The organism is Ruegeria sp. C5 (assembly GCF_056537605.1).
The window spans coordinates 199,482-218,765 of the sequence record NZ_JBQFRX010000006.1 but is presented as its reverse complement, the minus strand read 5'-3'; the positions used below and the strand labels follow the sequence as shown (position 1 = coordinate 218,765).

The 19,284-nt window shown below is 58.3% G+C and carries 16 protein-coding genes; 5 read left to right on the top strand and 11 right to left on the bottom strand.

Annotation, left to right across the window (positions count from 1 at the left end):
• Positions 1–8 precede the first annotated feature (8 nt).
• The 3 genes from ACR0AW_RS18225 (at position 9) to ACR0AW_RS18215 (ending at position 2,211) form a co-directional block, all read left to right on the top strand.
• Entirely contained in the window at positions 9–1,025 is a 1,017-nt protein-coding gene (locus ACR0AW_RS18225; RefSeq protein WP_170566792.1) for a Fe(3+) ABC transporter substrate-binding protein, read from the top strand.
• Positions 1,026–1,141: 116 nt separating this feature from the next.
• The gene (locus ACR0AW_RS18220; protein ID WP_170733873.1) at positions 1,142–1,696 is read left to right on the top strand and encodes a helix-turn-helix transcriptional regulator; all 555 of its coding nucleotides are present in this window, start codon (positions 1,142–1,144) and stop codon (positions 1,694–1,696) included.
• Positions 1,693–2,211 (top strand): GNAT family N-acetyltransferase, encoded by a 519-nt coding sequence (locus ACR0AW_RS18215; RefSeq protein ID WP_170733872.1) that lies wholly within the window; start codon positions 1,693–1,695, stop codon positions 2,209–2,211. The genes ACR0AW_RS18220 and ACR0AW_RS18215 overlap by 4 nt, the downstream gene beginning before the upstream one ends.
• 153 nt (positions 2,212–2,364) lie before the next feature.
• Here ACR0AW_RS18215 and ACR0AW_RS18210 read toward each other — a convergent pair whose 3' ends face one another.
• The 8 genes from ACR0AW_RS18210 to ACR0AW_RS18175 form a co-directional block, all read right to left on the bottom strand.
• The gene (locus tag ACR0AW_RS18210; RefSeq protein WP_170733871.1) at positions 2,365–3,609 is read right to left on the bottom strand and encodes a molybdopterin molybdotransferase MoeA; all 1,245 of its coding nucleotides are present in this window, start codon (positions 3,607–3,609) and stop codon (positions 2,365–2,367) included.
• Entirely contained in the window at positions 3,602–4,087 is a 486-nt protein-coding gene (locus ACR0AW_RS18205; RefSeq protein ID WP_170625469.1) for a plastocyanin/azurin family copper-binding protein, read from the bottom strand. Before ACR0AW_RS18205 ends, ACR0AW_RS18210 begins: the two co-directional genes overlap by 8 nt.
• Positions 4,088–4,101: 14 nt before the next feature.
• On the bottom strand, positions 4,102–6,300 hold the full coding sequence (locus ACR0AW_RS18200; protein ID WP_480776507.1) for a HEAT repeat domain-containing protein: 2,199 nt from the start codon (positions 6,298–6,300) through the stop codon (positions 4,102–4,104).
• A gap of 150 nt (positions 6,301–6,450) precedes the next feature.
• On the bottom strand, positions 6,451–9,132 hold the full coding sequence (locus ACR0AW_RS18195; RefSeq protein ID WP_170733869.1) for an arsenate reductase (azurin) large subunit: 2,682 nt from the start codon (positions 9,130–9,132) through the stop codon (positions 6,451–6,453).
• Positions 9,133–9,145: 13 nt separating this feature from the next.
• Positions 9,146–9,715: an arsenate reductase (azurin) small subunit gene (locus ACR0AW_RS18190; RefSeq protein ID WP_170733868.1), complete on the bottom strand. Its 570-nt coding sequence runs from the start codon at positions 9,713–9,715 to the stop codon at positions 9,146–9,148.
• A gap of 5 nt (positions 9,716–9,720) precedes the next feature.
• Complete coding sequence (locus ACR0AW_RS18185) at positions 9,721–10,905, bottom strand: cytochrome-c peroxidase (protein ID WP_480439567.1); 1,185 nt, start codon at positions 10,903–10,905, stop codon at positions 9,721–9,723.
• An 11-nt stretch (positions 10,906–10,916) separates the two neighbouring features.
• Positions 10,917–12,020, bottom strand: coding sequence for a cytochrome c peroxidase (locus ACR0AW_RS18180; protein WP_170733867.1), 1,104 nt, complete (start codon positions 12,018–12,020; stop codon positions 10,917–10,919).
• A gap of 162 nt (positions 12,021–12,182) precedes the next feature.
• Entirely contained in the window at positions 12,183–12,437 is a 255-nt protein-coding gene (locus ACR0AW_RS18175) for a BolA family protein (RefSeq protein WP_170398480.1), read from the bottom strand.
• 107 nt (positions 12,438–12,544) lie between these two features.
• On the opposite strand from ACR0AW_RS18175, the gene ACR0AW_RS18170 reads away from it, so the two are divergent.
• Positions 12,545–13,168, top strand: coding sequence for a DnaJ domain-containing protein (locus ACR0AW_RS18170; protein ID WP_170398478.1), 624 nt, complete (start codon positions 12,545–12,547; stop codon positions 13,166–13,168).
• Positions 13,169–13,201: 33 nt separating this feature from the next.
• On the opposite strand, the gene dld is transcribed toward ACR0AW_RS18170, so the two are convergent.
• The 3 genes from dld to ACR0AW_RS18155 all read right to left on the bottom strand — a co-directional run bounded on the left by dld (position 13,202) and on the right by ACR0AW_RS18155 (position 18,146).
• Positions 13,202–14,884 carry a D-lactate dehydrogenase gene (gene dld / locus ACR0AW_RS18165; protein WP_170733866.1) on the bottom strand — a complete coding sequence of 561 codons (1,683 nt, stop codon included), beginning with the start codon at positions 14,882–14,884 and terminating at the stop codon, positions 13,202–13,204.
• Positions 14,885–14,898: 14 nt separating this feature from the next.
• Positions 14,899–16,965 (bottom strand): TRAP transporter large permease subunit, encoded by a 2,067-nt coding sequence (locus ACR0AW_RS18160; RefSeq protein ID WP_170733865.1) that lies wholly within the window; start codon positions 16,963–16,965, stop codon positions 14,899–14,901.
• A gap of 128 nt (positions 16,966–17,093) precedes the next feature.
• Positions 17,094–18,146 carry a TRAP transporter substrate-binding protein gene (locus tag ACR0AW_RS18155; RefSeq protein ID WP_170398473.1) on the bottom strand — a complete coding sequence of 351 codons (1,053 nt, stop codon included), beginning with the start codon at positions 18,144–18,146 and terminating at the stop codon, positions 17,094–17,096.
• Between the two features lie 330 nt (positions 18,147–18,476).
• Here ACR0AW_RS18155 and ACR0AW_RS18150 point away from each other — a divergent pair, with 330 nt between their 5' ends.
• Positions 18,477–19,250: a FadR/GntR family transcriptional regulator gene (locus ACR0AW_RS18150; protein ID WP_170733864.1), complete on the top strand. Its 774-nt coding sequence runs from the start codon at positions 18,477–18,479 to the stop codon at positions 19,248–19,250.
• Positions 19,251–19,284 lie beyond the last annotated feature (34 nt).

Here is a 19,284-nt window from a genome sequence, read left to right as displayed (position 1 = left end):
GACAAATGATGCTGAAATCCTCTACCTGCTTTGCCGCCACCCTGACGGCCCTGATCGCCACCTCTGCCGCAGCCGAGGGCGAGCTGAACCTGTATTCCTCGCGCCACTACGACACCGACGAACGCCTGTATTCCGACTTCGAAGAGGCCACCGGCATCACCATCAACCGCATCGAAGGCAAGGCCGACGAACTGATCGCGCGGATGGAAGCCGAAGGCGCAAACTCGCCCGCTGATATCTTGCTGACGGTCGACACTTCGCGTCTGGCGCGCGCCAAAAACGCAGGCATCCTGCAACCAGTCGAAAGTACGGTATTGGAGGAGCGTATCCCTTCGAACCTACAGGACGAAGACAATCAGTGGTACGGCTTTTCGCAGCGCGCGCGGATCATCTTCTTTGACAAAGCTGATGTCGCTAACCCGCCTGCAACTTATCTGGATCTGGCAAAGCCTGAGTATCAGGGGCTGGTTTGCATTCGCTCGTCCAGCAATACCTATAATCAGACGCTTTTGGCATCGATCATCACCAATCACGGTGTGGAAGAAGCCAGGAAATGGGCCGAAGGTATCGTTGCCAATATGGCACGCAAACCTCAGGGCGGTGACACCGACCAACTGCGCGGCATCGTATCGGGTGAGTGCGAGATTGCAGTTTCGAACTCATACTATTTCGCCCGCGCCATACGCAAAGACGTCAAAGACCTGAGCGCGGATATCGAGATGATCGGCGTGCAGTTCCCGGCACAGGACGCCGAAGGCGCGCATATGAACCTTTCGGGTGCGGGCGTCGCAGCTAACGCGCCGAACAAAGAGAACGCGATTAAGTTCCTAGAGTATCTCGCAAGCGATCAGGCACAGGTCTACTTCTCGAACGGAAACGATGAATTCCCCGCTGTCGAAGGCGTTGCGCTGGCTGAGAACGTGGCCGCTTTGGGGGAATTCAAAGCGGATAAGGTGAACCTATCAGAAGTCGCCAAAAACATCCCCGAGGCACAGAAGATCTTTAACGAAGTTGGTTGGAAGTAATCCAGTCCGATACCCGAGCAGCAAAAGGGCGCAGATTTCTGCGCCCTTTTTCTATTGTGTTTGAAGTAAAGCAAGGCAATAATCCCATATTCGTAACTGATTCCCATATGTGAGCCATGCTCGATACACTATCAAACCGCCTCGCTAAGCGTCTGAACGAGCTGCGCCAGGGTCATGGCTGGTCGCTTGAGCAGCTGGCAGACCAAAGTGGGATCAGCCGGGCGACTCTGTCGCGAATGGAAAACGGTGATGTCAGCCCTACCGCTGAAACGCTTGGCCGTTTATGCGCAGCATACGGCCTGCCCATGTCACGCCTGCTGATGATGGTCGAAGACAGTTTCGATCCCAAAGTACCTTTCGAGAAACAGCCTGAATGGCATGACCCCGAAAGCGGGTTTACCCGCCGTTCGGTTTCACCACCGGCGACTGGCCTCAGTGGGGAAGTAATGGAAGGTCATTTGCCCCCAGGTACTGTCATCACCTACGATACTCCGCCCAAGCCGGGACAGGAGCACCACCTGATCCTACTTGATGGAGGGCTATCGTTGACAGTGGACGGGATTGCCCATGCGCTCAGCGGCGGCGACTGCCTTCGCTATCACCTGTCGGGGCCAACGGAGTTCGAAACCGGGCCCAAACGCGGTGCGCGCTATCTGTTGGTGCTGATATGATTACGCGATTGCCACAGGAATATTTCGACGAAGCGCTTGAGGATCTGACCGATATCCTGCACCGCTGTGTCCATACCGGTGCCAGTATCGGGTTCATCCTGCCTTTTTCGCGGGACGATGCCCGCGCCTATTGGCGGGACCGGGTGCAGCCCGAACTCCGCGCGGAGACACTCGATCTGTTTGTCGCATATGGTGACGGACGCATTCTGGGCACGGTGCAACTGATCCCCGCCGCAATGCCAAACCAGCCACATCGCGCGGATGTGGCAAAGCTGCTGGTTCATCCGCAGGCTCGCCGTCGCGGTTTGGGTCGGTCGCTGATGGAGGCATTGCATGAGCGTGCTCGGGAATCGAAACGCACGATGCTGGTGCTGGACACCCGTAGCAGCGATCCTTCACGCTTGCTGTATCAGTCGATGGGTTTTCAGATTGCCGGAGAGATCCCGAACTATTGCCGAAACCCGTTTGAGGATCGGCTGGAGCCGACCACTTACATGTTCAAGGACGTCACCTAGCTGCCCGTCGCGCGCGCATTCGCGACAGAGCATTCGGCGATCCCCAAAGGTCCCGACATAGGTCTGCACCAAAGGCCTACAGCCGCGCGCCATCGACAGCAAAGGGCGCTCGTTGACCAAAGAATTTGATACCTCAAGCGCATCGGGATCCATCTAGAATCGAAGGAACTCCAGAGCTTCTCCGGCTGGCAGCTTCTCAGTTTCTGCCGGAATAATTACCAGACCATCGGCCTGTGCAAGAAGGGCAACGCGCCCGCTGTAAGACTCGGCCATCAGGCGCAATCGCGGTGCGCCATTCGGTGTACATCCGTCGATGCTTACCGGGCGGTACTCACGCCGCCCCGCGCGGCGTTGAAGAGGTTCTGCCAAAACCGCCTGCTCGGGGGTGCGTTTGTTCCGATGCAGACCGGCACGGCGTTCCATCATCCGCGCACCAATGATCTGCCACGTCACAAAGGCCGAAACCGGATTTCCCGGCAGGCCCACATAAAGCGCATCACCCCGACAACCGAACATGATCGGCTTGCCGGGTTTCATCGCCACTTTCATCACCTCGGTTTCGCCACCGATTTCACTGAACAGGCGCGGCATGTGGTCTTCGTCCCCGACCGAAACACCGCCCGTGGTGATGATCAGGTCCGAGCTATTACAGGCATCCCTCAAGACCTGCTTCAGCAGCACCGGATCATCTTCGACCGGGCCTCGGTCGGCTAGTTCGATCCAGGGTTTATCCAGCAAAGCCAACAGCATGTAGCGGTTCGAGTTGTAGATCTGTCCGGGGCCAAGCGCTTCACCCGGCTGGCGAAGCTCGCTACCGGTCGAGAAGATCGTGACCTTGAGCTTGCGATAAACCTTCACCTCGCCATAACCAGCCGAGGCCAACGCGGCGGCCTCACGCGCATTAATTTCACACCCGCGCCGCAGGATCGGGGCACCAGCTTTCAAATCCTCGCCCGCGCGACGGATATGCTGACCGGATTTTGGACGGCGGTTGAACCGGATGCGATCGGACTGAAACTCACAGTCTTCCTGCATTAATACCGCATCGAACTCGGACGGCACCGGCGCTCCTGTGAATATACGCAAGGCACTGCCATCCGGCGCATCGTGTGCGCCGCTATCGCCGGCGGCTATGCGACCGCCAACTAGCAGTTCGAACACAGGCCCCTCGCCCAGATCGGCGCTGCGAACGGCATAGCCGTCCATAGCCGAGTTATCGAAGGCGGGCATGTCTACCTTGCTGTCGCAATTCTCGGCCAGTATCCGGCCAATAGCCTGCACCAGCGGTAGTGTTTCGGTATCCGTGATGGGGTTGGTCACGGACAAACCGCGCCTTAGGGCGTCATCTACGGTCAGGTACATATGCGCATGGTGGTCGCAGGCACATCCATCAGCCATTTTGGGCCTCCATATACGCAAAGAGCTCTTCGAAACCGACCCGCTCGGCCTCTCCAAGTTTAGGTAGGTAGGCCTTGGCTTCTTCGAGATTCGAGCTTGGATCACCAACTACCAGCAGCATGACCATTCCATGACGCCCATGAACGCGGCAGCGGATGCCGTAGACTCCCTCTTTCTCGAAAGTCAGATCCAGTTCGGGTTTGCCCCGGATCTCGAAGACGCGCGCGCCCACGGGTATCATTCGAGGAATGGCAGTGACCGTGTGCCGCCCGGTCGAGCCTTTGAAACGCACAGTCTTCCCAGCGGGAACCTGCAGGAATTTGGGTTCGAACCGAAATGCATGCGCCGGAGTGTCGGCGTTCAGGTCGATGACCTGATGAACTACGGCAACCTCGGGGATCTCCTCGGCCAGTGCGACAGTACCAAAGGCCATTGCCCCCGTTAGAATCGCCGCGCCTAGTTTCAGCGAAATCGCCATCTATCCCTCCGGTTTCAGACCGCCCGGTGGGGGTCTCCCAACAGGTCGGCCAAAGCGCTGATCAACACCGGCCACTGGGCGCGGCGGTTCTCGTCGCGCAATCCGGCCAACAATTCGCGCCCAATGGACACCAAGGCAGGGGTGCTGTCATTGACATAGGTCACGATCCGTTGCTCAGGATTGGCCAGAAGGAAGGGTACGATGGCCGCACCTGCCTGATCCGGGGCCGTTTCAGACAAAAGCCGCATCGCCGCCTGCCGTACCGGGGCCGAGACATCGTCCAGCAAGCTGCGCGCCACATCGGCCGTCCCGTCCCAGCGGGTCAGAATCTGCATGGCGTCGATACGAAAGGCAGTATCTCCGGTTTTCAGCATTGCCCGCAATTTGCCCCGCAGCGCATCCTGCGGTGGCAGGTCAGCCCGTTGCAGCAGGTTCAGCGCCTGCAGGGACAGATTGGCATCGGTATGCGAAAGCCCCTGTGTGATCAGCTCGATCAAATGCGACTGGTTCAGTTCGGACCCGTTGCGCGCGACCGACAAGCCCAGTGCCGCCAGCGCCTGCGCAGCGATCTCGGTCTCGGGGTCCTGCGCGATCTGCGCCAGCATGATCTGCATACCTGTGACGTCGCCCAGCAGGCGGATGGCCGAAATGCGGGTCTCACGCTCCAAGGCTTCGGCATTGTCATCCAACGCCACGCGGCGGCGTTTGGGATGGCGGGTGGCCTTGACCAACAATGCCTGCTCGCGTGGCGTCAGGGGGTGCAGGTCATCATCCTCGGCCTCTTTCTTCATCTCTGCCGCGATAGCGTCATGGCCAAGGATCGCGCCGAGGCTGGAGGTAGGGCCGTTTTCACCACCGTCGGATACATCCAGCCCTGCCTCTTCCAGCGCGGCGATGTCGGTTTGCAGGGCCTCTTCCTCGTGCGCGTCTTCGACCACGCTCATCGGGGCGAGCGCGAAGGACAGCAGCAATTCGCGGCCCTGCTGCTGGTTCACATGCGGGCGGTCGGTGTCAGTAACAATCATCGCCAGCGAGGCCACGGCCTTCAGCCGCACCGACCGAAAAGGCGAGCGGCAGGCGCGCTGCAACCACTCTGCCGCCTCGAGCAAGGGCGAGGTCGCCAGCGCGTCTACGATCGCCCATTGCAGACGCTCGGCCTTGAGGTCATCGGTATCGACCGAAAACAGCGCGTTCAGCCGATCTGCCACCAGTTGCGGGGCCAACGCCGCCAGCAGGCCCAGCGCCTGCGCCGAGACCTCGGGCTGTTGTCCGGTTGCGAGGAAATCCAGCACCTGCCAGCGCAGGTCGTCTTGATCAACGATAGGCTGGCTGCGGTCCAGCCGGTCGATCAGCGCCAGTTGCACCTTGGCGCCGGGGTCGCGCATCATGCGGTCCAGCAGTTCGGGTTCGGAAAGGCCGGACTGGTTCAGCGCTGCGATGCGGATATCCTCGACCGCATCTGTCAGGGCGTGTTCGACAAGCACCGGGTCGTTCGGCATCAGCGCCTCATATGCGATCAGACGCACGGCCCCGTCCTTGTCGTTGGTGGCTTTGCACAAGATGGCTTCGGCCTCGGGTCCTCCGATGGTGGCCAGTGTGCGCAGAGCGCGGTGACGCAGACGGCGGTTCGAGGATTGGGCGAACACACCCAAGGTCGGCACGGACGGCGTACCGATCTGGCCCAGCGCTTCGCAGGCCACATCCCCCAGTTCCTGCCCGTCTTCGTCCATCAGGGCCATGACAATGGGTTCAATCGCAGCCGCATCGCCCATGCGACCCAACGCTTTGATCGCCGCGATCTGAGTATCCAGCCAGTCGTCCCATTCATCCTGATGCAGCTCGTCCTCGTCCCACGTGATATCCTCGCCGCGTCCAGTGACGAGGGTGCGCAGGTACGGCATGGCCTCCTTGGCGTTCAGCTGTGCTAAGGCGGTGACGCAGGCCAGTTTCACCTCACCGCAGGGATCGTGGATCAAGTTTTCCAGCAGTTGCGGCGCGGCCTCCGTTACGCCCAGCGCGCCCAGCGCTTGGGCTGCGTCTTGACGGACGTCTTCGTCATCATCCAGCAGCGCCTCGACCAAGGCCGGGCGGTTGGCCGCCCCAATGGCGGCCAGAGCCTGAATGGCGCGCAGGCGGATCACGTCATAATCGGATTTTGCATAGTCGGAGAACAGGCTGGTGGCCTCGTCACGCAGGGCGGTATCGGAATGCATGTTCATATCAGGTCTGCCAGGTTTTGCGTTGGGACGGGTTGGGTGAATGTGGAAGACAGGTTTCCCAACCGAAGCCTGCCTTCCAGGTGGTCCCTTCTGCAGTGGGACCGGACCCGAGGGGCGGCATGGCGTCCGCCCCCCGGAAAAGCGTCAGGCGATATCGCGCGGCGCGAAGGACATCGTGCGGAACGAGGTCTTGTAGGGGCTCGGCCCCAGCTTGCGGACCTTGGCAACGCCCATCTTGTAGTTGTAGTTGCCGCTGATCCAGTCGACGATCCGGCCCTCAAGCGCGTTGGCGGGCTGCTGCATGTGCAGGAAGTCCATGTAAACGACGCTTTTCTTTATGGCGGGCGTGACCATTGCCACGGCTGTGATCGCCGCTTTGGTCAGTTCGATGTGCCCGTTCTCCATCAGTTTCGAGAACTGGAAGTCATCGCCTTCCACACCAAGCAGCGTGGTCTTGTTGCCCGGAACGCGTTCCGAATAGACCATCACATAGTCGCCGCTTTCGATGCCACGCTCGGCCGCATCGTCGGGGTGAATCTCGACCCAGTTCTCCGGCCAGCGTTGCACGATATACGGGCGGCGGCGGTCGTCGAAACCGGACTGCCAGCGTTCATTGATCCGACCGGATGTGGCCCACAACTCGCCTTCGTCCTTGTTGGGTTTCAGCCATTCCCAATAATCCGAGAACAGGCCCCACGGCGATTTCTGGATGTTGCACTTGCCGGTCTGGCTGTTGAAGTGCGTCAGCTTCTTGTTGAATACATCCGCACCAGCCGCACCGGTATCAGGCAGCGTGCGGGTTGTGTCATGCAGACGCTTGGTTTCAATCAGCGTGACACCGTCGGCATCCAGCATGACCGGGCATTGCACACCATCGGTGCCGAATTCTCGGACCTTCTGGTGCAGACCCTTACCCTCTTTCTTTGCCAGACGGTGGACCGCGTGGAAGTCCTTGCGCGACCCACGCGTAAAGCGCACGGCCTCTTCGGCGACCTCGTTCGAGTTCTGCCAGTCGAACCCGTCAAAGCCCATCCGCTGTGCCAGTTGCGCAATGATCCACCAGTCGGGCTTGGCCGCACCGGGCGCATCATAGAACTTCTGGTACAGGCGCAGGCGGCGTTCGCCGTTGGCGCGCAGAAAGTCCTCTTCGCCCCAGGTCGCTGCAGGGAACACGATGTCGGCATAGCGGTTGCCGATCGGATCCTGCAGATAGATGTCCTGGTTGATGACCACCATACCGCCGCTGTCGGCGCGGGCCTTCAGCGTGTCGATCATTTCTTGCTTGTCGAAAGACGCAATCTGATGCGGGTTGCGGACGGTCAGTTCCTCGAACTTGTCAGCTAACTGTTGCGAACCACACATCGCCTGAATCCATGTGGTGCCGATCACATGGGCCATACGGGTATGACCTGCAATCAGATACCGGTCCGTATCCATGGCGCGGCGACGGCGACCCGGCAGTTTCTCGGGCGACTTGTTGCGCGGGTATTTCCCGCCCTTCACGCCGCCCCGCTGGTGACCACCGGCCCGGCCAATCACCTGACCCGGACGACCGCCACAGCCACAGATGATGCCCAGCGCGGATATCGCCTGTGTGTTGCCGGTGTTGTTCGACCAGTAGAACCCTTTCTCGATCATGACCGAGGTCTTGGGCCGGGTGCCATCCGCCTTGGGTTTGGCCAGCCATTCAGCAGCCGTATAGATCTTCTGCACGTCGATCTCGGCCATAGCGGCGGCGGTCTCAGGCGCGAATTCGTCCTGCGACAGCAGCCATTCTTTCCAATCCTCGAAGCCTTTGGTCTGGAACTTGCCCCACGTAGTGCGCCACTGCCATGGCGTGTTCCGGGTGCCCTGACCGAAGCCCGACGAGCTTTCCCACTTGTTGTTGACCCATTTCTTGATCCAGTCGCTGTCTTCCCAGCCATTTTCCACGATGACGCGGGCGATGGCGTTGACGACCAGCAGGTCGGTACCGGGCAGAACGTCGATATGCAGGCCACCCATCTTTTCAGCATGGGCCACACCGGCAGACCGGCGCGGGATCAAATAGATCTCTTTCTGACCGTTCTGCATCCCCTTCATCATCCACTGAGTATAGAGGATGGTCTTGGTCTCATAGGGGTCGGTACCGCAGACGAGCAGCGTTTCCGCATCCCGCCAGTCCTCATACGACGGGCCGAAATTGTCGAAACCCGCATCCCGGAAACCGGGGGTCGAGGTCACGTCGGACGGCGTGTCGTGGAAGGTGAAATTTGCGGTGTTGATATGGCGCAGCGCGTATTTCGAGATCGCATACGTGTTCTCGATATACTGATAGCTGAAGGTTTTTACGCCATAGGCATTGGTACCGTGCTTGGCGATCACGTGGTTGCCCACCTCAGCCGCAACATCCAGCGCCAGATCCCACGGAACCGGCATCAAGGTGCCATAGATCCGCATCAGCGGCGTCTTAAGGCGGTCGCGTGTTGGCGTCTGAGGGTTATAGCATTTCTGCGCGATACATCCGCCCCGCAAGGAACTGTCGCCGTCGGTGTTGACGTATTGCGTGTCCTTGTCAGGGATGATCACCACGTGGTGCGGCTGACCTTTGTGCAGTACGATATTGTGCTGGTTCGGCGCGACCCAGGCACCCAACGGTGCAACGGGGAAATCCTCGCCAAAGGCGTTCTCGTCCGCAGTTGGGCCACCGGGTTTGGCCGTCACGGGCCAGCGGTAGACTTTGTAACCACAAGCCACGATGCAGTAGTCGCAGGCGGTCGAGATGACCTCGGCCCCTTTGGGCGGCAGCGGGACGTTGGTTTCGGGTACGTAATACGGGGTTGCCATGATTCCGCTTCCCTTATGCAATGAGGTTGTCGTAACGGCCGTAGATCAGGCCGAACATGCCAACGGCGTAGATATCGTCACCATCCAGTTCCAAAAGGACCTGTGGCAACGATTGGTAGGCCTGCCCCGAGACGAGGATGCCGTGCCGTGTCACGTCATAGGTGGACAGGTGCAACGGGCACGGGCCCAGCACCTTATGTTCAGGCTTGTAGCTGTCATACATCGACCCGCCCTGATGGGTGCAGGTGAGGTTGAAGGCCACAACATCCTTTTGCGGACCAATGCCGCCGCCGCTTTCCACGCCGGTTTTCACAAGGATCGAGTCCGAATAGTCGCCCTCGTCCGGGTAGTAGAACTCGACCGGCACATCCTGTTCCAACTCGGAAAGTTTGCCGATCAGCTTGCGCGGATAGGTCGATACCAAAGCGGGCACCTGTTCCGCCTGGCCATGGCGGGTGGGCATGGTCACCATCACGGCAAAGGTGGTGGCACCCGAGGCGAACAGGAACTGGCGGCGGTTCACTGTGCAGGCCTTTTTGGCGTCGCCCGAACAGCTGCATCCGGTTGCGTTATGATCTTTCATGACGCTTACTCCTCTGCTGCCGCGGGAAGCGGCTGGTAATCCGGCAGATCAGGTTCTTCGACCAGAATCTCGTCACCGGACAGGGATTTCAGGAAGGCCACCAGATCCGCTTTTTCCTGATCATTCAGGCCAAGGGGTTGGATCAGCGGAGATTTATTGGCCGAGAACTCATTCTCGCCGCCGCCCTGGTTGTAGAACTCGACCACATCCTCAAGCGTCTCCAACATGCCGTTGTGCATGTAGGGTTCGGTATAGAGGGTATAGCGCAGGCTTGGCGTGCGGAACTTCCCCTTGTCGGCCTTTTCCTTGGTACGGAAATAGAAGCCGGGGTCGTCCTTGGTGTGGCGGTACATCTCTTCGGTCGAGCCTTTGGCATAAAGCTCATACCGGAAGGTGACTTGCGCCAGACCATCGTCCTGCCAACCGTCATAGGCGGGCACACCGGTGTTGTAGTATTTTTCATCCGACAGCAACGCACCGTTATGGCATTCGGAACACTGCGCCTTGCCGGTGAACAATTCCAGCCCGCGTTTCTGCTCGTCGGTCAGCGCCGCGTCATCCCCACGCAGATAATTGTCGAAGGGCGTGTCGGTCTGAACTATGGTCCGTTCAAACGCGGCGATGGCCCGCCATGCATTGCTGATACGCGGCCACTGATCGCCGAAGACATCGTTGAAGCGTTCGACATATTCGGGGACGAAGGCCAGGCGCGCCTCCATCATGTCGGCCTCACCGTTGCCGGCGACCGCACCGCCTGCGGCGGATTTGGCCTGGTTCTCAAGGCTTTTCGAGGAACCTGCCCAGAACAGCTTGCCGTAATAGGCCGAGTTCACGATGGTCTGGCTGTTGCGCCAGTGGGTCGTGCCCGGATAGCCGAACGAGATCGGTGCCTCGACGTCCCAGCCGACATCTGGCATGTGACAGGCCGAACAGGGCGTCGACGGATTCCCGCCAAGACGGGCATCAAAGAACAGCATCTTGCCCAGTTCGATCTTGGCGTCGGTTTGCGGGTTGTCCAGCGGGATCGGCGGCTCGCCCAGCGCCACCAGCGGCGAGTCTACATCGGGGTCTGCGCCACCGATGCCGGCCTCAATCTCCATGCTGGTTTCCGCAATCGCCTGTGCACCTAGGACGGCAAACAGGGCAGCGGTGGCGATTGTGCCTGAAAGGTAAGACTTTAGGTCTTTCATGGGTCCACTCCTCAGTTTGTCGCGTCTTGCCAGTTTTCGATCGGCGCATAATCCGTATCGATGTCCTCGGCGACGAAGTCCGGGCCGGTCAGCGGCTCACCAGACAGCGCCTTAAGGAAGGCCACCAGCTGTGCTTGTTCGGTCTCGCTGAGGCCAAGCGGCTTGATGCGCGGATCCTTGTTTTCATCTTCGCCACCACCGGCGTTGTAGAAGGCCACCACATCCTCGAGCGTCGCAATCGAGCCGTTATGCATAAATGGCGCGGTATAGATCAGCTCACGCAGCGTGGGGGTCATAAACGTGCCGAAGGTATCGGCGGTGTGAGTGCGGATATACGCACCGGGGTCGGCGCGCAGGTTCATGTAATTCTCGACGCCGAGGAACTTCATCATGGTCACAAAGGTGATGTGACGTTCCGGGGTCGCCCAGATATCGGGGTTGTCGCCCACGCCGATATTGTGCGGCAGATCATCCGTGAACCGCTCGCCCGAGTGGCAGGAATTGCAGCCGCTGGCATTGAACAGCTCATAGCCCGCCTTGGCGTCTTCCGACATCTCGCCGGTATCGAATGGCGCACCGCGCGAAATCAACGTTTTCAGATATTCCGGGATGGCGTTACGGACCCCGCCGTTCGACGGCTCGCCAAATCCGGCGGCTTCGAACATCTCGACATAAACCGGATCTTGCTTGATGCGTTCCTGCATCAAACGCATATCCATGTTCATCGAATATGTCTCGGTGATGCTTTCGCGGGCCGCGTCGTTGAGGTTGGTGCCAATGCGCCCGTCATGGAACCACGCGGCGCGCTTGGCGCTGTTAATCAGCGTCGGCACGTTGCGGAAATGCAGGCTGCCGGCATAGGCATCCGATAGGGCCTGCCCGTCGGTAAAGCCGTTTTCCGGCTGGTGGCAGCTGGCGCAAGACAGTTCGGTGTCGCCAGACAGGCGCGGGTCAAAAAACAAACGTTTGCCAAGTGCCGCCTTGGCTTGGTCGAACTCAATGGCTTCTACCGGGCCCGGCTGTTCCGCCTGAGCATGGTGAACCGGGAACGCAACACCCACCGACAGCAATGAAACTGTCGACAGTGCCGAGAACCACGTTCTGGCTTTGGTCATCATTTAAAAAGCCCTCATTATCCGCAAATCTGATCGCTCCGGTTAACCGGAGATCGACGAGGCGAATATTAGAGGGTCATGTATCGCGATGCCTTGATCGAGGTTAAATCCGCAGAGAATTGGCGACGTAATCGTCGCTTATCTGAACCAAGGCCGCGACTGTCAGACGTCGATATCCAGAGCAAGCGCATGGATACGGGGGACTATATCCCCCAATGCCGTATGTACTGCGCGATGGCGGGCAACGCGGGATTGCCCCTCGAAAGCCGCAGAACGAATAAGGACGTTGAAATGACTCTCACCGCCCTCCTGATATCCAGCGTGACCACGATGGCTCTCGCTGTCGTCAACCACCTCCAGCTCACGCGGGTTAAATGCTGCCTGCAATCGTTCACGGATTTCGTCGGTCACGCTCATTTTTATGCTCAACGGCAAATAAATTGCCGTCCCCCTCTTCTACTTTCGGCTGCTTAGATTAAACTGCTGCCTCCGAGTCGAAAAGATGCCTTCGTGAGGTTGTGCAGATGGTAAAGTCAGATCCCTTCGGATTCGATATGTCCGTGTCGAGCGCTAAGAAAAAGAAGCCGCGCGGCCGTCGGGGTATGTCAGGTGCGTCCGAAACTTCGGTGCGAATCTGTGATCATGAGGGCTGTGAAGAACCCGGTAAGTTTCGCGCGCCCAAAGCTCCGGACGTGCTGGATGATTTTTTCTGGTTCTGCCAGCAACATGTGCGCGAATATAACCAGAAATGGAATTTCTTCGACGGCACCACCGAGGCCGAACTAAACGCGCAGCGTTCGAAGGACAAAGTGTGGGAGCGTGAGACCAAACCGATGGGCGATCCCGAGGCCCGTGCCTGGGCACGTCTGGGGATCGAGGACCCGCATCAGGTTCTAGGCGAAAACGCCACCAAAAATCCCGGCCGCGCCAATTCCGGCGGTCGACGCCTGCCACCGACCGAGCGCCGCGCGATTGAGATCCTCGAAGCGCAAGATAGCTGGTCGAAGGCAGAGATTCGCAAAGCCTACAAGAAGCTGATCAAGGTGCTGCACCCGGATATGAACGGTGGTGACCGATCTCAGGAAGAGCAGTTGCAAGAGGTCGTCTGGGCCTGGGATCAGATCAAGGACAGCCGCAGCTTCAAGTAGTATCCAACGGATACGGGTCAGCGGCGTTCCGTCTCACGAATAGTGCTTGTTGCGGGACATCTTTCCGATTCCCGGGTTCATACTGTTCGTGGGATCGATCGACTTGTAGAAAGCTGCCAGATCGGGTTTGGCTGCATAGAGATGGCCAACATTATGTTCGGCCGGGTATTCAGCGCCGCGTTTGTCCAGCAACTTTAGCATTGCGGCCTTCAACGCGTTCGGGTCTGCGTCTTTCTTGACGATGTAATCCTGATGCAGAACATGACACATGAAGTGGCCATAGTAGAGTTTGCCGACCAGTTGATCCGCGATCTCAGCTGGCAAGTCTTCGAACCAGTTGACGTCATTGCGGCGCAGCGCGATATCTAGGGCGATGATATCTTCCACTTCGGCTGCATGAACCTTCATATAACGAATGGCTGCACCTGCGGCAGCAAAACGATGTAGCCCAGCGATTTTTGCCTCACGCAGGTCGCATTCAAAGAAATCCAGCTTGTCTTCGGCAGTCATGTCATTGAGTAGATCGCGCGCTTCATCGATACCGCCATCGCGCATTTTGAGTATCAGGTGATGCGGATACCGATCCCGATAGGCCCGCATCCGGCGCGGCAGGATATCGGGCCAAAGTCGCATCGCGAACTGCATGAAACGATCGGTAAAATTGCCGAGAACCGGTATGCCTTCCAAACGCGCGTCCACCGCGCCCTTCAGCGCAAAGAAAGTGGGCAAACGGTCGGTTCCCAACTTGTCAATCATCACCATGGTGTCTTTGCCATAGCGGTCAGAGATATCGAATACCTCCTCATGCATGTATTCAGCGCTGACCGGCAGGGTTTTGAAGTCGGACAGGATGCTACGGCGCAATTCCGTGAATGCCTCGGTGTCGTGCGCCCCGACGTAGAAAGTACGTTCTGCTTCGTTCTTGGCATATGTATCCAGCCGAACCGCAAAAACCGCCAGTTTACCCGCGCAGCCCGCTGCTTCGTATAGACGCGACTTATCAGCGTTAAAGCGTGCTGGCGTTTCAGCATCTACATTACGCACCCGACGGGCGTAATCGGTGTCAGAGGCTTTGCGATTGTCGGTCTCTATATCAGTTGCTGAGAAATCACCGTTCTGCAGTCGGGTCAGGATTTCTTCGGGTGTATCACCCAACTGCATGCCCAGATGATTGACCAACTCAAGCTCGCCGTCCTGAGTGATCCGCGCGTACAGTGACAGCTCGGTATAGGAGGGGCCGCGCTCGACCAGCGAACCGCCCGAGTTGTTGCACACCCCGCCAACGACTGAGGCACCGATGCACGAAGATCCGATCACCGAATGCGGCTGGCGGCCAATCGGGTCCAGCAGCTTTTCCAGCGCAAACAGTGTGCTGCCCGGAAAGCTGATGACCTGCTTGCCATCATTGATCAGATGCAGATCGTCCATCCGCCGCGTGTTGATCAACACTACATCACGATCGTAGCTACCCTTGGGCGTAGACCCTTCGGTCAGGCCGGTATTGGCGGCTTGCATGATGACAATTTTGTCAGCGGCAACACAGGCCTGCAGCACCTGCCATTGTTCCAGCAGCGTAGCGGGCTGAACCACCGCGAGCGCGTCCCCTTCACCCGATCTGAACCCCCGGCGAAAGCGGCGGGTGCTGCGCGACGAAGTCAAAACGCGCCGCCGCCCACAAATGGCCTGAAGACGCTTGATCAGATCGGCATCGTTCATCCCGCTACCCTCCGTTAATACGCGACCGAGGGCAACCACGTGGCCAGTTGCGGCCACAAGAAGACAAAGAACAGGCCGGTCAGCTGCAGGATCACGAATGGGATAATCCCTTTGTAGATGTCAGTCAGCTTGATCTCGGGCGGGCAGACCCCTTTCAGATAGAAAAGCGCAAATCCAACCGGAGGTGTCAGGAAAGAGGTCTGCAACGTCACCGCCACAAGGATTACGAACCACACCAGCGCAGGTTCATCGATGACACCGAAGCCGTCGATATCCAGGCCCAGCCCGTTCACGATGGGGCGCATCAAGGGCAGAACGATGAGCGTGATCTCGATCCAGTCCAGCACGAAGCCCAGCAGGAAGACGATGAACAGGATCATGAAGACAGTGCCATTTGGGCCGAGCCCGGTACCGTGGATCATATCCTCGATCAGCGCGTCGCCGCCCAGTTCGCGCAAGACATAGGAGAACACCGTCGCACCAAGGAAGATCGCGAAGATATAGGCGGTGGTGTTGAACGTTGCTTTCAGCACATTCACCAGCTTGGCCAGCGTCAGCTTGCGATATCCCAGCGCCAGCAGAGTGGCTCCCAACGCGCCCACGCCCGAGGCTTCGGTCGGTGTGGTCAAACCCGCGAAGATCGAGCCCAGCACGGCGAGGATCAGGGCCAGCGTCGGCAAGACTGCAATCAGCACGTCCTTGACTGCGTTCCAGTCAGGACGGGTTGCGCCTTCGGGTACTGGGGCCACGTCGCGTTTGATCAGGGCGATGACAAAAATATAGGACAGGTAGAGCCCGCCAATGATCACGCCGGGGAACACTGCAGCCATAAATAGGTCGCCGACCGATAGCGCCATCTGGTCCGCCATGATGACAAGCATGATCGACGGCGGGATGAGGATGCCCAGCGTGCCTGAAGCGCTGACCACACCGGCGGCCAATGAGGGGCTGTATTTCTGCTCCATCATCGACGGTAGCGAAAGCACGCCCAACAGAACCACAGACGCCCCGATGATACCTGTCGAAGCAGCCAGAATGATGCCGATCATCGTTACCGTGATCGCCAGCCCGCCGCGCACCGTGCCGAACAGGCGCTGCATCGAAGACATCAAACGCTCGGCCACACCGGATTCGTCCAACATCAGGCCCATGAAGATGAACATTGGCAGCGCCACCAGAACCGCATTTGACATGGTGGCATAGACCCGGTTCACCACCGCGCCCAGCGTCAGATAGTCCAGACCGGTCAGCGTTTCCTCAAGCCCGGTCCAGTTCATCATGCCATTGTCGAACAGATAGGCCAGACCGCAATAGGCAACGCCAACCCCGGCCAGCGTCCACGCCACCGGGAATCCGGTGAACAGCAACGCGATGAAGGTCAGGAACATGGCGATGACCAGTTTTTCCTCGGTTGTTTCAACCAGGAAGGTCAGCGCTGTTGCGACCACAGCAAAGCCCAGAAGGGCCCAGATGATCAGGCGCAGGCCCTTGCCCTGACGCTCTTCATCCAAATTCATGAATAGCGCGTGCACGTCGTGAATCAGCCGCGCCGCTGCAGCCAATGCTAGCAATACAAAACTGGCCGGGATCACACCTTTCAAGGCCCAACGCGCGGGCAGGCCGGTGGGGCTGTCCGAGGATTCGTTGACCCTCCAGCTTTCGTAGAAATAGTCATAGCCCTGATCGATCATCAGATAGATGAACGGCACGAGCAGGGTGAAAATTCCGATGATCTCGATAATCCGCCGCGCACGCTGGCTGAGTTGCATATGCAGCAAGTCCACTCGCACATGGCTGTCGGTGACCAGCGCATACGAGATGCCGACCATCGTCACCAACCCGTAGAAATGCCACTGGATCTCGTCTAGTTTGGGATAGTTCTGGTTCAGTAGATAGCGCATCGCCACCTGTGAAACGATGGCCCCAACCAGCAACAGGTTGGCCCACATGACCACATGACCTACCGCTTTGACGCCGTTGTCGATCGCTACTGCCAGCTTTTGACGGTCGGGCTCACCATGCTCAAGGATACTTTCATAGACTTCAATCGGGTCGTCCTGATGACGCTGTGTCTCGGCCATGGTCTCCTCCTCAAGAGTTTGGCAGTGGGGACGTGAATGCGTCCGGGTCGTTGGGGAAAATAAAGAAAATCAGAAGGGTCCGAGGGCGGCGGAAGGAAGCCGCCCCCGGATAATCGCAAGTGGCAAATTTACTTGCGGGGGAGGAATGCGTTCTCTTTCCAGACCGCATAACCGTCACGGAATTCGTTCATGTCGGCCAGAACCTTGGCAAAGAATTCGTCGTTGGCGGCCTGTTCTGCGGCAACCTCTTCCCAGGTCGCGCGGAAGGTCGACAGCATCTCGTCGTTCCACTGCTTGATCTGAACACCATTGTTTTCAACGTTGTCCAGCAGCGCAGCGTGTTGGATCGCCTCACCTTCGGCAAAGCTGTCAGCCATCGAAGCCTTACAGGCATTTTCGATGATCGCTTTGTGCTGATCGCTGGCTTCGTTCCAGACGTCCTTGTTGATCATCAGTTCAAACACTGTCGCTTGCTGGTGCCAGCCGGGGAAGTAGTTGTACTTGACCAACTTGTGGAAACCGAGGCGTGCGTCGATGGCAGGCATCGAGAATTCGGTCGCGTCGATCGCGCCTTTTTCCAGTGCCGGGAAGATTTCACCTCCGGGCAGGAGCGAGGTGGCCACACCCAGCTTCTGCATCACTTCGCCACCCAAACCGAAAAAGCGCATCTTCAGGCCGTTCAGGTCCTCGGGGCTGTTGATCTCATTCGCGAACCAGCCCGAGGTTTCGGGAGCGATAATGGCGCAGGGAATGACATGGACGTTGAAACCGGCCTGATCATACATCTCCTGATACAAGCTCATGCCGTTGCCATAGTAGAGCCACGCCATGTATTCGCCCGCCTCGGGGCCAAACGGAACGGCCGAGAACAACGGTGCAGCCGGGATCTTACCCGCCCAGTAGCCGGCGGTGGTATAGCCCGAATTGATCTTGCCTGAAGACACCGCATCCAGAATTTCAAACGGCGGGACCAGCTTGCCCGGTTCGTAAACCTTCATCTTCAGCGTGCCGCCGGACATCAGGTCCAGCTGTTCGGCCACGCGCGGGATCGGCGAGCCGAGGCCCGGTAGTGCGGTTGAAAACGCGATTGGGGTTTTTAGCAGCATCTTATCCGCCGCGTGGGCAACCGGGGCTGCCAGCAGCGAGGCCGCAACGGCAAGCGATGTCAGGGTGGTCTTCATGGGTTCTCCTCCAAGGTAAAGATCAGCCGGTGGTCTGGCTGTCACTCTCGCCGCGAGCACGGCTTAAGTGGTAAATATTGTTTACCTTATCATTCGGTCAACAATTTTATTTACCAATTTGGTTACACCGCGGTGGTGTGGCTCATAACCAAGATTGACCTTTCATAACCCGAAATTTTCGAATAATTTTGCGACACTCAATAAAAACAAACGCTTATATGCGCGGCGAGCATCCGTATTTTTGGGTAGTTTTTCTTGCAATGCCGAAAGCTAGTGGTAAATATTATAAACAACCTCGACGACCTTTAATCTAACTACCGGACAGGAATTATGAGCACGAACAGCCTCTTTGATCCCGTTGGTCACGAATCAATTGCCGATGCGGTCGTCGCACAAATCGAGACAATGATTGTTGATGGAATCCTGAAAGAGGGTCGCAAAATCCCGTCTGAACGGGAGCTTGCGGAAGCCCTAGGCGTTTCACGCCCCAAGCTGCGCGAAGCACTCCAAATCCTCGAAAATCGCGGCTTGGTGACCGTGCGACATGGCGAGGGCACCTTTATCGCCCCACTGACCGGTCGTGCCATGTCGCCCGCCCTTCTGTCTCTCTATGCCCGGCACGGCAGTGCTTTCTACGATTATCTTGAATACCGGCGCGAGCAAGAGGCCTTTGCCAGCCGCCTCGCCGCACAGCGCGCCACACAGTCCGACAAGGAACGGATCGCAGAAATCATCGATGAAATGCAGCGAGCCTGGGAGAATGACGATCAGGATGCCAGTGAAGAGGCTGATTTTCGACTGCACGCCGCCGTTGTCGATGCGAGCCAAAACACGACCCTTATCCACATGATGGCATCCATCTATGACCTCACGCGCCAAGGCGTGTTCTACAACCGCCGCTTCCTGCGCTCGATGGACGGCACGGGTGAAGCGTTGCTTGAACAGCACAAGGCAATCGCGCAGGCCATCATCGACGGCGACCCGGACCACGCAGAAACCGCTGCACGCACGCATATGGATTTCGTCGAGGATTCATTTCGCGTTGGTCAAGAACAACAAGCTCGCGAGATCCGCGCAGCAAAACGGCGGCAGTTTTCGGATTGAGGTCAAAAACAGAGGCGTATCTTTTGTACCACGG

Bases quoted from the DNA above. Each gene is read 5' to 3' on its own strand.
- dld (WP_170733866.1), bottom strand. From the start codon at position 14,884: ATGAACGATGCCGATCTGATCAAGCGTCTTCAGGCCATTTGTGGGCGG.
- ACR0AW_RS18195 (WP_170733869.1), bottom strand. From the start codon at position 9,132: ATGGCAACCCCGTATTACGTACCCGAAACCAACGTCCCGCTGCCGCCC.
- ACR0AW_RS18170 (WP_170398478.1), top strand. From the start codon at position 12,545: ATGGTAAAGTCAGATCCCTTCGGATTCGATATGTCCGTGTCGAGCGCT.
- ACR0AW_RS18215 (WP_170733872.1), top strand. From the start codon at position 1,693: ATGATTACGCGATTGCCACAGGAATATTTCGACGAAGCGCTTGAGGAT.
- ACR0AW_RS18180 (WP_170733867.1), bottom strand. From the start codon at position 12,020: ATGACCAAAGCCAGAACGTGGTTCTCGGCACTGTCGACAGTTTCATTG.
- ACR0AW_RS18220 (WP_170733873.1), top strand. From the start codon at position 1,142: ATGCTCGATACACTATCAAACCGCCTCGCTAAGCGTCTGAACGAGCTG.
- ACR0AW_RS18175 (WP_170398480.1), bottom strand. From the start codon at position 12,437: ATGAGCGTGACCGACGAAATCCGTGAACGATTGCAGGCAGCATTTAAC.
- ACR0AW_RS18210 (WP_170733871.1), bottom strand. From the start codon at position 3,609: ATGGCTGATGGATGTGCCTGCGACCACCATGCGCATATGTACCTGACC.
- ACR0AW_RS18190 (WP_170733868.1), bottom strand. From the start codon at position 9,715: ATGAAAGATCATAACGCAACCGGATGCAGCTGTTCGGGCGACGCCAAA.
- ACR0AW_RS18185 (WP_480439567.1), bottom strand. From the start codon at position 10,905: ATGAAAGACCTAAAGTCTTACCTTTCAGGCACAATCGCCACCGCTGCC.
- ACR0AW_RS18155 (WP_170398473.1), bottom strand. From the start codon at position 18,146: ATGAAGACCACCCTGACATCGCTTGCCGTTGCGGCCTCGCTGCTGGCA.
- ACR0AW_RS18205 (WP_170625469.1), bottom strand. From the start codon at position 4,087: ATGGCGATTTCGCTGAAACTAGGCGCGGCGATTCTAACGGGGGCAATG.
- ACR0AW_RS18160 (WP_170733865.1), bottom strand. From the start codon at position 16,965: ATGGCCGAGACACAGCGTCATCAGGACGACCCGATTGAAGTCTATGAA.
- ACR0AW_RS18150 (WP_170733864.1), top strand. From the start codon at position 18,477: ATGAGCACGAACAGCCTCTTTGATCCCGTTGGTCACGAATCAATTGCC.
- ACR0AW_RS18225 (WP_170566792.1), top strand. From the start codon at position 9: ATGCTGAAATCCTCTACCTGCTTTGCCGCCACCCTGACGGCCCTGATC.
- ACR0AW_RS18200 (WP_480776507.1), bottom strand. From the start codon at position 6,300: ATGCATTCCGATACCGCCCTGCGTGACGAGGCCACCAGCCTGTTCTCC.